We start from the raw sequence: 13,731 nt of genomic DNA on the forward strand, positions 1-13,731 counted from the left end.
ACGTGACCAATAACGCTTCATAAGTATTTTTTTTACCAAACGAGATGGAAATGCAAAATCAGAGTTTATCCTATCTCGAATTGGAACCCTTAGAATTTTAGATTTTTAATTTTAGAGATAAGACGTTTGGTGTAAATAAACGTAGACGCTCGATGGTTCATAGTTTAGGAATTATGGTTTGTAGGAACAATCCATAAACTTTTACCCCCCGTTACATTTATTTGTGCCCCTATATTTCACTATTTTCATCCTTTTAACAGATGCGGAAAAAAATGGAAGTTCCTATTTTTTTAGCTTTGCTAAATCAAATAATCTGATAGGAATACTTCTGACAGGTATCCCACAACGAGTAAGGGCAGAAGCCCTGCCCCTACCTTCTTTTAATCAATCGTTTTTCTGGACAAATTAACCGAAGCGACCGCTTACATATTCCTGTGTTGCTTGCTGCTGAGGACTTTGGAAGATAACCTCGGTGCGGTCGTACTCGACTAAATAACCAATACGACCTCCTTTTTCGGTTGGTTCGACATTGAAAAAGGCTGTCATATCAGATACTCGCGATGCCTGCTGCATATTGTGCGTCACGATCACGATGGTGTATTGCTCTTTGAGTTGATGGAGCAAATCTTCAACTCGCAGCGTTGAAATGGGGTCGAGAGCGGAGCAGGGTTCATCCATCAGGATCACGTCTGGCTGAACAGCGATCGCTCTGGCAATACACAACCGCTGCTGCTGTCCCCCAGACAAAGATAAACCACTCGCTCGAAGTTTATCTTTCACTTCATCCCACAGAGCCGCTTGCCGCAAACTCCGCTCTACCAATTCATCCAAATCGCCCCGATATCCATTAATCCGGGCACCAAAGGTGATGTTGTCATAAATCGATTTAGGAAATGGGTTTGGTCTTTGGAACACCATCCCAATCCGTCGCCGCACCTCTACGGGATCGATTTCTGAAGCGTAAAGATCTTGACCGTGGTAAGTGACTTTGCCTTCTGCCCGAAAACTTTTAATTAAATCATTGAGGCGGTTATAGCACCGCAACAAGGTACTTTTTCCACAACCCGAAGGTCCAATAAAAGCCGTAACCCGGTTTTTGGGAATATCTATCGAAATGTCTCGAAGTGCTAGAAAATTTCCGTAGTATACCTTTAGATTTTCTGTCTGTAAAACAGTCTCAGTTTGATTCTTGGTTTGAGAATTCGACAACATAAATAGTCAGATCGGTTTTTGGGTTTAACAGGCTAACAAAAACCCTGTAGGTTTTTGGGCAGATGATTGGGCGAAGGATTGTGTTGCTTGGGAAGTCAAGGAGATTACGGCTTCGTCCTTAAGGTTAAAACAGCGCCTAGCATACTATTAAACCTCGGTATGTATTCATTGTTGCATTACTTTGTTTAAGTTTCCGTATCATAGCAACACATATTTGAACAATTGTTCATCAATAAACTCGACGAGCCGTTGCTAAACGAGAAATCATGCTGGTTATCAGAACCAGTAAAACTAGGATGAAAGAAGCCGCCCAAGCGAATTCTTGCTGATTTTTAAATGGAGACGTAGCGAAGTTGTAAACTAAAACCGCTAGGGAAGCCGTTGGTTCTTTTAATTGATTGTTCCAATTAGGCCAATATTGGGTGAAAAGGGAAGTAAATAATAGGGGTGCTGTTTCACCAGCAGCACGAGCAACTGCCAGCGTCGTTCCCGTCACAATTGCTGGGAGTGCTGCTGGCAAAATCACGCGAGACACCGTTTGAAAGTTAGTTGCTCCCAGTCCGACCGATGCTTGTCGGATTTCTTGCGGAACCAATCTTAAAGCTTCTTCGGTTGCCCGAATTACAATTGGCAACATCAAGATTGATAAAGCAAATCCTCCCGCCCATGCGGAATAAGTTCCCATTGTGAGAACGACGGCGGCATAAGCGAAGACGCCCACAATGATAGAGGGAACTCCACTCAGGACGTTGGTGGCAAAGCGAATCCAGTAAGAAAACTTACCCGTATTACTAAACTCAGACAAATAAATGGCTGCCATGATGCCAAAGGGAATGCTAATCAGGGCAGCAATTCCAACCATGATGAGGGTTCCCAGAATGGCGTTGCCAAACCCGCCTCCGGGTACTAAGGGAGGGGGCGGCAGTTCCGTGAACGCACTCGCGTTCAGCTGGCTTATACCCTGGATAATTACGTAGGAAAGCACCGCCACCAAAGGCAGGATAGCCAGGACAGCACAAAGAAACGTTAGCGCCGTCATCACGATCCCAAACAGTGTCCGGGGGGAAGTAGGCGATCGCTTCAAACTACGACTGGGAAATCCGGAAACTGGTTGAGCCTGGGGTTTAGACATCATATTTGTGGTCGGTGGTCAGTGGTCGATTATGGAGGGGCGGCTTTCACCAGATATTTGCCAGTAGCTTTCCTATACTGATAAACCCGCCTGTGCAAGTCTGCTGTCATCTCAGAACAAGGAACGGATTAAATTCGCTGGACGCGCTCAATGAGTATCTGAGCCAAGATATTCACTAACAGCGTGAGGACAAATAGAATTAACGCAGCATACATTAGGGCTGCCACTTGCAGACCGCTTGCTTCTGCAAATTGGTTGGCGAGTAGGGAAGCAATCGTGTTGGACGGAGCCAAGATAGAAGGACTGATGTTGTTAGAATTCCCAATCAACATCGTTACAGCCATTGTTTCTCCCAAAGCTCGACCCAGTGCCAGCATCACTGCGCCCACAATTCCAGAGAAAGCGGACGGGAGTAGCACTTTGAGAATGGTCTCCCACCGAGTCGCTCCCAGCCCAACTGACGCCTGCCGCAAGTCTGGAGGTAACGAGATGAGGGCGTCACGAGAAAGGGCTGCGATAGTCGGCAATACCATAATGGCGAGGACAAGCGCTGCCGGGAGCAAGCCTGGGCCACGCAGCGGCGTGCTAAAAATGGGCAGCCAACCCAAAGATGCGTTAAGCCAGTTACCTACGACCTTCAAAAGGGGAATCAGAACAAAAATTCCCCACAAACCATAGACCACACTGGGAATCGCTGCTAGCAGTTCTACGAGGAAAACAATCACCACCTGAATTCGTGGCGGCAAATAATCTTCACTCAGAAAAAGGGCGACGCCAATCCCGACTGGCACGGCAATCAACAGGGCGATCGCTGAGCTAGCGATCGTGCCGTATAGTTGAGGCAGCGCTCCGTACTGATTGCGAACTGGGTCCCAATTGGTGGAGGTAATAAAGCCAAACCCAAATTCTGTAATCGCAGGCCAAGCTTTAATTGCAACTTGTACCGTTATCCAAATCAGGATTACAGCAACTGCAAACGCAAAAATTCGAGTTAGCCAAATAAAGCCCCGATCCATCGTCCGATCCCAATCGGAGCGGGGTTTCATAATTTTCTGCGAACCGGAGGTCACGGAACTCACGGGATTATTTTCCTCAGACACTGGTTAGTAAAAGCAATAAACGCTTGTATTCGTTGATGCAAGCTAGACCCGTACCATTTTTTTTACTCAGAATGCAATTTTTTCAATTGCCAGACATTCCAGCTTAGCAGGGGCAGTTTTGCTATTAGCCTACCGTCTAATCGTAAAGGATAGAGTAAAGGTCAGGTTAAGGTATGGCTTTAGTTGTCTGCAAACCAAGTGATAAAATGCCATCGTTTCAATAAATACGATCAAAAGGGCCGAACGTGGTTCAAGCATCGGTGTCAAACGTGGATGTTAACAGCAAGTCTCAGGAGTCACTGCGGCAATGGCTGCAAAACCTGACCTCTCGGATTATTGCTGGCGAGCGGATTGGGAGAGCTGAAGCGATCGCTCTATCCCAAATTGAAGGTGAAGAAAATATTTTGCTGCTATGCGAAGCAGCCGACAAAGTCCGTCAAGCTTGTTGCGGAAACGTAGTCGATTTATGCAGCATTGTCAATGTGAAATCTGGCAATTGCTCGGAAAATTGCGGCTTCTGTTCCCAGTCTGCTCACCACCCCGGTCAAGACTCGCCAATCTATGGCTTGAAATCCACCGAGGAGATTCTTGGCCAAGCCAAAGCAGCTGAAGCAGCCGGGGCAAAGCGGTTTTGTTTAGTTTCTCAAGGACGCGGCATTAAGTACAACAGCCCCAAATCGACGGAATTTGAACAAATTCTGGAAACGGTGAGCCGAATTATTGCCGAAACCCAGATTAAACCTTGCTGTGCGTTGGGAGAAGTGACGCCAGAACAAGCTCAGGCGCTAGCTGAGGCGGGGGTAACGCGGTACAACCATAATTTAGAGGCATCGGAGAACTTCTTCGAGCAAATCGTGACGACTCATACTTGGCGCGATCGCGTCCAAACCATCCAAAATCTCAAAGCTGCGGGAATTCAAGCCTGCACGGGTGGAATTATGGGATTGGGCGAAAGCTGGGAAGACCGAGTGGATCTGGCGTTGGCGCTACGGGAATTGGAAGTCGAATCCGTCCCCCTGAATTTATTAAATCCCAGAGAAGGGACACCCCTAAGCGATCGCCCAAAAATCGATCCTTATGAAGCCCTCAAAGCGATCGCCATTTTCCGCCTCATCCTGCCCGAACAAATTCTGCGCTACGCTGGCGGACGGGAAGCCGTGATGGGAGAACTCCAAGCAATGGGCTTTCAAGCGGGAATGAATGCCATGCTGATTGGACACTACCTCACCACTATCGGGCAACCGCCAGAGCAAGACCATGCTATGCTCGAATCCCTAGGGCTTACGGGTGGTGAAGCACCCATTCCCGGCGAATACACTGCTAAGGTATGAGTGCTATAGGGGCGGGACTCCCCGCTCCTGGTGAGGGCTGAGGGCTGAGGACTGAGGACTGAGGACTGAGGACTGAGGACTGAGGACTGAGGACTGAGGACTGAGGACTATTTCTCCCTTGCTCTTTGACGCTTCTGCTCTTTGACGCTTCTGCTTCTTTACTCCCCTGCTCTTTTACTCCCCTGCTCCTTTACCCTTGTGTTTGCTCCCACTGAACTACTGTGGGCCTTGATTGGCTTACTCCTAACGATTGGTGGTACGTTTCTGGAAGCGTATGTACCCAGCCTTCCTTGGAATTGGTCTCAGCAAGGGATTCAAACTCACTCGCTGGGCGTGACCTATCAAATCGGTGCCGTGCTGCTAGTTGGCTGTATGGGCGGTAAAAATGCCGGGGCACTCTCTCAAATTGCTTACCTGGCGTTGGGTCTCACTCCCTGGTTTCCAGTCTTTTCCCAAGGCGGAGGTCTCGACTATCTCACAGAACCCAGCTTTGGCTACTTACTAGGCTTTATTCCGGGTGCGTGGATCTGTGGCTTAGTGGCTTTTAAGGCACCGCAGCGATTGGAGTCTTTGTCCTTCAGCTGTATTTGTGGGTTGCTGGTCATCCATATCACTGGTTTGACTTATCTAATCGTGACCCATTTGTTAACCTTGGGAGCGGTATTACTGCCGTTATGGGAAGCAGTTTTGAAATACTCCGTCTATCCTTTACCAGCCCAAATGGCAATTGTTTGTGCAGTGACAGTCTTGGCTTATTTCTTACGCCAGCTAATGCTTTATTAAGTCGTTGGTTCGGTCATTAGTCAAGCGCTCGTTGGTCATGGGGTAGTGGGTTGATAGTCTACCGATACTGATTACTAAAGAACGATTGACTAATCACTCATCACGAATAACTAATGACTAATGAATAATTACAATGAATTTTAAAAATCACTATTTTTGGCTCGCCGCTTTCGTTAGTTTGATTCTGGATCGGGTAACTAAATATTGGGTGGTGCAGAATTTTGTCTATAAAGAAACGTGGGCGCTGTGGCCTAATGTATTTCACTTTACCTATGAATTGAACCCTGGGGCAGCTTTTAGCTGGTTTCAAGGCGAAGTTTGGTTGCCCTGGCTTTCTTTGGGGGTGAGTCTATTCTTGATCGGATTCGCTTTAGTAAACCCCCATTTGGATCGTTGGGAACAATTAGGCTGTGGCTTTATCTTAGGTGGAGCGGTGGGCAATGGAATTGACCGATTTTTCAACAGTTGCGTTATCAATGACAAATTTTTCAATGGTTGCGTCGTTGATTTCTTGGATTTTCGGCTGATTCACTTTGCAGTATTTAATCTGGCAGATATGTTTATTAATGTAGGCATGGTGTGTTTATTGATTGCCTGGTTTTGGAATCAACCTTCCTCATCTGGCAGACCACGGTGAAGAGATGAGGGCAGAGGAAGCAGAGGGAAGTGGGAGAAAGCTGATTTTTCCGTTGATAATTAATTCCCTTCTTTAGTTTTTTAAAAGACGATTTGTTAAAACCTATCTTTGTAAGCTCTTTCTCTTTTTCACAACGCCTCCCTAGGCAAGAGATTAGAATATTTAGTACAAACCTCTTGCTTGTCGCATTGAGCCTTTTGCCTCTGACATGACCTCACCCCAACAACCGCCTAAAACCATCCTGGGTCAACTAACTCAGGCAGTACAGACCATTCAAGCTAAGGTAAATTTTAATGCGCTGGCGCTGAAGCCCAATGCCAGAGTGCCGGAACTATGGGTGCAGGATGCCGGTGCTGCTAAGGCAGAGGTTTATCCACTATTGGGCGATCGCTATTTACTGGGACGCAGTTCTAAATCTTGCGATATCGTGGTGCGGAACCCAGTTATCAGTCAGATTCATCTTTCATTAAACCGAGAAGGACGGCGCGGGCAGTCCTTTGTCATTAAAGATGAAAACTCTACCAATGGCATCTACCGAGGGAGACGGCGGCTCAATAGCCTCATACTACGCCACGGCGATATCCTCACCCTAGGACCACCGGAATTGGCGGATGCGGTTCGGCTTCAGTACCACAATCCTCCCCCCTGGTACGTCCTGGCGACTCGTTACGCCCTCTATGGGGTGGGTGGACTGACCAGTTTATTGGCATTGTGGATTCTTTTTGAGTGGCGCAATATTCCGATTCGACCTTTGCCCGCTGGCGTACAAGGACCAGTAGTAATTAATTCTGATGACGGAACGCCGTTACAGCGTCCCCGAACGATAGCGCACCGGGAATTGGGGCGATTATCAGATTTTTCCAAGTATCTGCCTCAAGCGGTGATTGCATCGGAAGACAGTCGCTATTACTGGCACTTCGGGGTCGATCCTGTTGGCACGCTGCGGGCGGTGGTGACGAATGTCAAGGGAGGCGGAATTCGTCAAGGCGGTAGCACGATTACGCAACAGTTGGCGCGGAGTTTGTTTCGGGAGTATGTGGGGACAGAAGATAGCGCGGGGCGAAAAATCAAGGAGGCGATCGTCGCTCTGAAGCTGGAGACGTTCTACAGTAAGAACGAGATCATGCGGAATTATCTGAACCGCATCTACCTGGGTGTTGGCGCTAACGGGTTTGAGGACGCGGCTCAGTTTTATTTCGACAAATCTGCCAGAGACTTAAATATTTCTGAAGCGGCGACGCTGGTGGCGATTTTGCCAGCACCGAATAGTTTTAATCCGATTCGGGATTATAAAACGGCGATTGGACTGCGCGATCGCATTATTAACCGCATGGCAAATCTGGGGTTTATCAGTGCGGAAGAAGCTCAACGAGCAAGGCGATCGCGTATTGACGTTAGCCCCAAAGCCAGAGAAGCTTTAGCTAGCATCAAGGCACCCTATTTTTACAGCTACGTTTTCACCGAACTCCAATTCTTGTTGGGAGAGCAACTGGCAAAAGAAGGCAATTTTTTTGTCGAAACCAATCTGGATCTAGAGACTCAACAAAAGGCGGAAACTGCCCTCCGCAACGGAGTTAATACCATTGGGGGAAGTTACAGGTTCTCTGAGGGAGCAATTGTCACCCTCGACTCCAGCAACGGGTCAATTCGCGCCTTGGTCGGTGGCACAGATTATCAAAAAAGTCAATTTAATCGGGCGACTCAAGCCAAGCGACAACCGGGTTCCACCTTCAAAATTTTTGCCTACGCTTCGGCACTTGAACAAGGTAACTCGCCGGGAAAGTTTTATTCTTGCGCCCCTATAGTATGGCAGAGTCAACGCTTTCGGGGGTGCGAAAGAGTTGGGGGTAGCGGGACGGATATGTACACCGCGCTTGCCCAGTCTGAGAACGCGATCGCGCTGCGGGTGGCGCAGGATGTTGGTTTAGATCGGGTGGTGGAGATGGCTCGACGACTGGGCATCACAACGCCGCTTAATCCGGTTCCCGGTTTGGTGTTGGGTCAAAGCGAAACTACCGTTTTAGAGATGACGGGGGCTTTCGGTGCCTTGGAAAATGGCGGCGTCTGGAATCGCGCCCATGCTATTCAGCGGATTCGGGACAGCAGCGATTGCCAAGATTTCAACAATCCGCAAACCTGCCGGGTGATTTACTCCTTCGAGGAGGAAGCAGGGGCAACGAAGCGGGTGCTGTCTCAGGGAATCGCAGATACCATGACGAATATGCTTCGGGGCGCAGTGCGAGGGGGTACGGCACGGGCGGCGTCGATTGGATTCGGAGAGGTAGGGAAGACGGGCACTACGAATAGCGGCGTTGACTTGTGGTTTATCGGCTACGTTCCCAGTCAGGATCTCGTCACCGGCATCTGGCTGGGAAATGACGACAACACTCCAACGCGAGGAAGTAGCGGGCAAGCTGCCCAAGTTTGGGCAAATTATATGCGGCAAGTGGTGCGTTAAATAAGCCTTGGCGATTGAAATCGCGGCTATACGAACAAAGTCTGCCTGCGCGGACTAATCATACCAATTTGCTTTTTGACCGCTAAACTAATCGCTTTTCGTAGCCCCCTTTTTTTCAGCGTTAGCGATCGCATATCTGAAAAGACGAGCGATCGCTCTTTGAGATTGAGGAGAATGCGATCGCTCCAGTTACTCCCTTTCCTATTAACCTTATTTTTCGCGACAACACCCTATTTAACATCTGCTGTTAAATAGGGTGTTGTTTTTCTCTCCACTTTGTTAACTTGTTAGCAAGGAATGATTGCTTCAATATTCTTTAGCACCTGCTCAAGTTCCTGACGCTTCTTAGAGAGAAAAGCTTTTTCAGCTTGACGTTGTTCTAGTGTTTCTTGGTGAGCTTTCTCCTCCTGGGCTAAGAAGTTTTCAGATAAGGCGATTGCCTGCTGAATTACTTTCCTTGCAGCTTCCGATCGTTCGCCTAAAACTGAGGCAATGTATTCTGTAACCTTTTCAAAAAGTTCTTCTGCTGATTCATCAAATTTTTCCAACCCTTGTTCAAAAACTTCTAGTTTTATTTGCTGTTTAAGTTCTTCTTCATCTTCACCAAATAACCACCCGGCAACAGCAGCAGCAGCCCCCCCAGCTATGGCTATTGGAACAAGACCAAGACCTGTAAATACCAGTAAAGCCCCAGCGACTGCCCCACCTGTACCAAGACTGCTAAATAAACCAATTCCCTTTGTATCATCATCCAAGTTACTCAATGAAGCAAGGTTCATCTTCACTCCAGCAGCGGAAAGGGAGAGGTCAAACTGGTCACTTAGGTTAGAGCCAGTTTTTGAATCAAAGGCTTGGATGCTTCTTTGAATTGCTTCTATTTCTTGATATATCTCTGCGTTCAATATTTTTAAATACGATGGTAAGATAGACTCCTTTATATTCTCATCTACCCAAAGCTTAAATTCCTTGGATATATCTGTGGAGAACTGCTTGGCATAGTCCTGAAACAGTTTCTTTTTCTGATTATGGTTAGAAGTCCAGTGTTCGCTGTTCTCAGCTATAAGATCATCTAATTTCTCACACCATTCATCATAAGAAGCAATAGCTTCATCAATTGCTTGCTCTACCAATTGATCTGCTAGAAGTTTGATTTTGACATCACGACCGCTAGATTCACCCATTTGTTCTAAAATTTTTTGCTTATCTTCTTCAGAAACTTTTAATTTGCCATTTAATATTTCCTCGAATTGATGTAGCTCATCCCAGCAAGAGTGAATAAGCCGATTAAGCCCGGTTGTCGATTGCTGAAGTTTTATCAATCCACGCTCAGTTGTTAAAAACTTCTCGATAGACCCGGTAAAATTCTGAAACGCTTTTAGGTAATCATCCTCAGTCCCCGCAAAAATTGCATCCAGCGTCGCTTGAGCCGAGATGAAATGAAGGCGGTTTTCACCTGCAATGATAGGATTTTGACCCTGAACAAACCTTTCAATCCGTTGTCGAACCTGCTGCCGACCATTTTCACTACGCAGTAGATCCATAAAATTCACAACTACAAACAGATTTTTGGCAGCCTCATCTGTCTTCCCACCGTTCAGTTGAGTCTTCAAATCTTGGATCAAGTCGCGTTCTCCTTGAGTTAGAGGACGTGAGGCATTCATTAGGAAAATCGCGGCATCTGTATCTTTGAGTAGTTGTTGAGTAATCGCAGTTCGGTCAGGATGTTCGTTCAACCCAGGAGAATCCACTATTTCGACACCACTTCGGCATAACTCTAAATCGGGATGTTCAAAAATAATCTCTTCAATGTTAGAACGAGCTAATTCATCACTGACACAATCCAATGCGGCTTCTTCTGAAATTGCTGCCTTTATTTTGTACTGTTCAAATGGAATTTCTTCCTCTCGTTTATCTTTGTAACGACAAATTACTCGTTTTTGCGTTCCATATCTGAGAACTGTCACCGTGCCGCTACAGGGAATCTCTCTAACAGGTTGAATTTCTTCACCTAGTAAAGCATTCAATAATGTTGATTTTCCTTGGCTAAACTCTCCTACAACTGCCACTCGGAAGCGCTGAGAACTCAATTTCTGAGACACTTGCTCTACTTGTGCTGCTAGATTGTTAGGCAGTACACCCTCATTCGTGCCTTCTTGGATAATCTCGGCAAGTTGCTTAGAAGCGGTTTCTAACTGTTGCCGATACCCTTGAAACCGCTGTAGCTCCTCATAGGGCAAGTTTAGGCGCTGTTGTTGCTTGGCTTGCTGTTTAGATTTAGCAGGTAGAACCGCCAACAGATCATTAGCAGCTTTGATAAATACTGCATCAAGCGCGTGGAAGCGAGCAGGATCTAGTAAAGACTGAACCTCCTCTAAAGCTGCTGGTTCCACAGTACCTTGATGACTGAATCCAGCTTCTAAAACTGCTAAGTGTTGTGGGTTAATCTCTAACCGATTAGCAATTACTTCTAAATACTTTTTCTCACGGGCGTCCATATCCCCATCTGCTGCTGACATTTCATAGCCAAAGCCAATCAACAACAATCTTTCTGATTCTGAAAACGGAGCCGTTAGGATTAGCAACTCATTCAGTTTTTTATAAACTTGATTCTGTCGGACTCCCTTACTCATCAGTTGTGATAACTGACGCGCATCCTCTGAGGGAATAAAACGATTAAGGGTTTGCTGCCAGCGTCGCTTTTCCTCATCTGTGACTGCGCCATCTAAAAGCATCACTCCCAACAGAACGGTTATCAAAGCTGCTAAAAATATCACCGGAGGAGTCAGATCCTGTTTACGCAGCTTTTGTCCAGTAATCCGCGACAACAAATCAACAGCTTCAGAGCTAACCAGTGAAATATCCATAAAGTCTGTGAGCCTATAGCGTATTTGTACTCTAGTATTCCCAGATTCAGCAGAAACTAACTCCGTGGAAATACTGTTATCTTCGCCGAGTAAGACAAGCTAGGCTCGAAAACATTAGCTAATAACAAAGTAGAAATATGTATTTTCAATTTGCTCCTGCAATTCAGGCTGCTATCGAGGCTGGTAAATATGTGCAAGTCTTTACATCAGCAGGAGTTCCAATAAGCATGGTTAGAGATGCAACTACCGGGCAGTTTGTCGCCCATGCCATCGGTGCTGTAGCCCAAAATAGCCCTCTATTGCCGCTTGTAAGCCCTTTGCAGTTGATTACAAGTGGGGCGCAAATGTATCAAACGCACAGGGGATTTCAAGCTGTCCAAGCTGGACTGCAAAGTATCCAGGCAAGCTTAGGAGTGCTGCAAGCAACTACAGCTTTTATTGGAGTTGGAACTGTGGCTGTGGGGGCCTTGGCAGCAGTGAACCTGCACCAGACAATGAAACTGAGAAAAGAAGTAGGACAACTAAGGCTGGAAGTCAAAGAAGGTTTTATTGACTTAAAACAAGCTTTAAAAGACCAAGGTGCAGAAATTAAAGAATTGATTGAGCAAGTTGCTCAGGATGTTGAATTCAGGAACCATCGGACAATTTTAATTCGAGCTTACGGGCTATTTACTCAGGCGCTTCACCGTCTTCGCTCTGCAATGCAAATACAAGATGCGAACCGTAGAAATGCTGAAATTGATGGTGCTAGGGGGATGTTGTTTCAGGCTTTAGCTGATTATGGTAGCAGTGAGCTGTTAGAAGCAACCTGTTCGGCTGGCCAGCTTCGCAGGTTGGAATGTGCTTGGGCAATTGAGCAGGCAATTATTACAACTTATCAGGTGCAGAATGAGCCTTCTGCTGTAAGCGATCGCCTATCGCACCTCCAAAACAAAATCTGTCAAGATTCTCTGAATGTTATTGATAAGTGTGAAACAGAGGATGAGCTTGATTTTCTCTTTCCTGAAATCACCCGCATTCACGATCACGATATGGCTGTACTAGAATCTTGGCAAAATCAAGTTGATTGGATGCAAAGCCTCCCACCTTCAGAACTAAAATTACTCCAAAGTGCTGATTTTAGCAATTCAGAAGTCACAGTTAGTACAGATACCACCGCTTTGGCAGCACCTCCAGAAGAATTACTCTATGAAAATTTAAAGCAAAAGTCTCATTTCGTATCCCTTTGCAATCAGCTTGAATTTATGATGCAGCCTGAACTACGTCGAGAGCCAGAATCTTATATTAGTCAGCAAGCTGCGATCGCAGGTTATAAAACTTTAGTCACTTCAAATTTACAGAAAGCCTCAAATTTAGCTGTTGCTAACCTGTACTGGTATTTCAAAGTCAGAGATGAATCTGAAAACGAGGCAGTCACGGCATAAAAGTCAAAGATAGGAAGATGCGATCGCTCAAATTCTACTAAGTGCGATCACCTTCCCTATTCAAATAACAGTTGATGGTATTCGCCAGCTTTTCTATTTGTAAAAAAATCTCCTTTTTTAAGAGTAAATCACCAAGTTTTAATTGTAAAATGCAATTTTCAATACTTTAAAATTACCTTTATTCTAAATCTTATGCTTAAATAATGACTATTGATAGGCTATTGTCTATGCAGTTAGTCATCTTTATCGGCTTGCAAGCTTCTGGAAAAAGTACCTTCTATCACACTCATTTTGCTGAAACGCATAAGCTGGTTAGCAAGGATTTGTTGCGGAACAACAAAAACCGCTCTAGAAGGCAGACACAGCTTATTAAAGAAACACTTGAAATGGGGCAATCGGTTGTTGTGGATAATACTAACCCAACCGTAGAAGAACGTGCGTTTCTCATTGAATTGGGTTGTATGTATGGTGCCGAAATTATCGGTTATTACTTTAAATCGTCGGTGAGTCAATGCCGGGAACGTAACCAGCAGCGCTTAGGTAAAGCACGGGTGCCAGATGTAGCAATTTACGCGACAATCAAGAAGCTACAACGCCCTTCTTCTAATGAAGGCTTCCACCAACTGTTCTACGTGCGGATGGCTGGTGACTCCGCTTTTGAGGTTCGTGCGTGGACTGAAGATGAGGATGCTGATGGATAGTGATACGTTTGAGAAACAAATGCGATCGCTGGTAAGATCAATAGGCTGATCTAGCAGATGATTACTAACAGCAATCGGTTAAAAGTTAC

Annotated in this window: 10 protein-coding genes; 6 read left to right on the forward strand and 4 right to left on the reverse strand. The window is 46.0% G+C overall.

From position 1 onward, the window contains the following. Positions 1 to 405: 405 nt before the first annotated feature. From pstB to pstC, 3 genes are all read right to left on the reverse strand, one after another. Complete coding sequence (gene pstB, locus NDA06_RS18695; RefSeq protein WP_190985049.1) at positions 406 to 1,212, reverse strand: phosphate ABC transporter ATP-binding protein PstB; 807 nt, start codon at positions 1,210 to 1,212, stop codon at positions 406 to 408. A 229-nt stretch (positions 1,213 to 1,441) separates the two neighbouring features. Continuing rightward, on the reverse strand, positions 1,442 to 2,344 hold the full coding sequence (gene pstA, locus NDA06_RS18700) for a phosphate ABC transporter permease PstA (RefSeq protein ID WP_190432156.1): 903 nt from the start codon (positions 2,342 to 2,344) through the stop codon (positions 1,442 to 1,444). Positions 2,345 to 2,472: 128 nt separating this feature from the next. Then, a complete protein-coding gene (pstC, locus tag NDA06_RS18705) occupies positions 2,473 to 3,390 on the reverse strand; it encodes a phosphate ABC transporter permease subunit PstC (protein ID WP_190415044.1) in 918 nt (305 codons plus the stop codon). 299 nt (positions 3,391 to 3,689) lie between these two features. On the opposite strand from pstC, the gene bioB reads away from it, so the two are divergent. The 4 genes from bioB (at position 3,690) to NDA06_RS18725 (ending at position 8,653) form a co-directional block, all read left to right on the forward strand. Further along, positions 3,690 to 4,775, forward strand: a complete 1,086-nt coding sequence (gene bioB / locus NDA06_RS18710) for a biotin synthase BioB (protein ID WP_190672120.1) — start codon at positions 3,690 to 3,692, stop codon at positions 4,773 to 4,775. A 198-nt stretch (positions 4,776 to 4,973) separates the two neighbouring features. Continuing rightward, positions 4,974 to 5,558 carry a biotin transporter BioY gene (locus tag NDA06_RS18715; RefSeq protein ID WP_190414984.1) on the forward strand — a complete coding sequence of 195 codons (585 nt, stop codon included), beginning with the start codon at positions 4,974 to 4,976 and terminating at the stop codon, positions 5,556 to 5,558. 133 nt (positions 5,559 to 5,691) lie between these two features. After that, positions 5,692 to 6,195 carry a signal peptidase II gene (lspA, locus tag NDA06_RS18720; protein ID WP_190414983.1) on the forward strand — a complete coding sequence of 168 codons (504 nt, stop codon included), beginning with the start codon at positions 5,692 to 5,694 and terminating at the stop codon, positions 6,193 to 6,195. A gap of 208 nt (positions 6,196 to 6,403) precedes the next feature. After that, a complete protein-coding gene (locus NDA06_RS18725; protein ID WP_190985050.1) occupies positions 6,404 to 8,653 on the forward strand; it encodes a transglycosylase domain-containing protein in 2,250 nt (749 codons plus the stop codon). A gap of 287 nt (positions 8,654 to 8,940) precedes the next feature. Here NDA06_RS18725 and NDA06_RS18730 read toward each other — a convergent pair whose 3' ends face one another. Then, complete coding sequence (locus NDA06_RS18730) at positions 8,941 to 11,517, reverse strand: dynamin family protein (protein ID WP_190985051.1); 2,577 nt, start codon at positions 11,515 to 11,517, stop codon at positions 8,941 to 8,943. Positions 11,518 to 11,654: 137 nt separating this feature from the next. On the opposite strand from NDA06_RS18730, the gene NDA06_RS18735 reads away from it, so the two are divergent. Both NDA06_RS18735 and NDA06_RS18740 read left to right on the forward strand, forming a co-directional pair. Then, on the forward strand, positions 11,655 to 12,941 hold the full coding sequence (locus NDA06_RS18735) for a hypothetical protein (protein WP_190985052.1): 1,287 nt from the start codon (positions 11,655 to 11,657) through the stop codon (positions 12,939 to 12,941). A gap of 227 nt (positions 12,942 to 13,168) precedes the next feature. After that, positions 13,169 to 13,642, forward strand: coding sequence for an ATP-binding protein (locus tag NDA06_RS18740; RefSeq protein WP_190985053.1), 474 nt, complete (start codon positions 13,169 to 13,171; stop codon positions 13,640 to 13,642). Positions 13,643 to 13,731 lie beyond the last annotated feature (89 nt).

The organism is Trichocoleus sp. ST-U1 (genome assembly GCF_039961835.1).
GTDB lineage: Bacteria > Cyanobacteriota > Cyanobacteriia > Cyanobacteriales > FACHB-T130 > FACHB-T130.

Excerpts from the sequence above, each read along its gene's own strand:
- pstB (WP_190985049.1), bottom strand. The coding sequence starts at position 1,212 with ATGTTGTCGAATTCTCAAACCAAGAATCAAACTGAGACTGTTTTACAG.
- pstA (WP_190432156.1), bottom strand. The coding sequence starts at position 2,344 with ATGTCTAAACCCCAGGCTCAACCAGTTTCCGGATTTCCCAGTCGTAGT.
- pstC (WP_190415044.1), bottom strand. The coding sequence starts at position 3,390 with ATGAAACCCCGCTCCGATTGGGATCGGACGATGGATCGGGGCTTTATT.
- lspA (WP_190414983.1), top strand. The coding sequence starts at position 5,692 with ATGAATTTTAAAAATCACTATTTTTGGCTCGCCGCTTTCGTTAGTTTG.
- NDA06_RS18725 (WP_190985050.1), top strand. The coding sequence starts at position 6,404 with ATGACCTCACCCCAACAACCGCCTAAAACCATCCTGGGTCAACTAACT.
- NDA06_RS18730 (WP_190985051.1), bottom strand. The coding sequence starts at position 11,517 with ATGGATATTTCACTGGTTAGCTCTGAAGCTGTTGATTTGTTGTCGCGG.
- NDA06_RS18735 (WP_190985052.1), top strand. The coding sequence starts at position 11,655 with ATGTATTTTCAATTTGCTCCTGCAATTCAGGCTGCTATCGAGGCTGGT.
- NDA06_RS18740 (WP_190985053.1), top strand. The coding sequence starts at position 13,169 with ATGCAGTTAGTCATCTTTATCGGCTTGCAAGCTTCTGGAAAAAGTACC.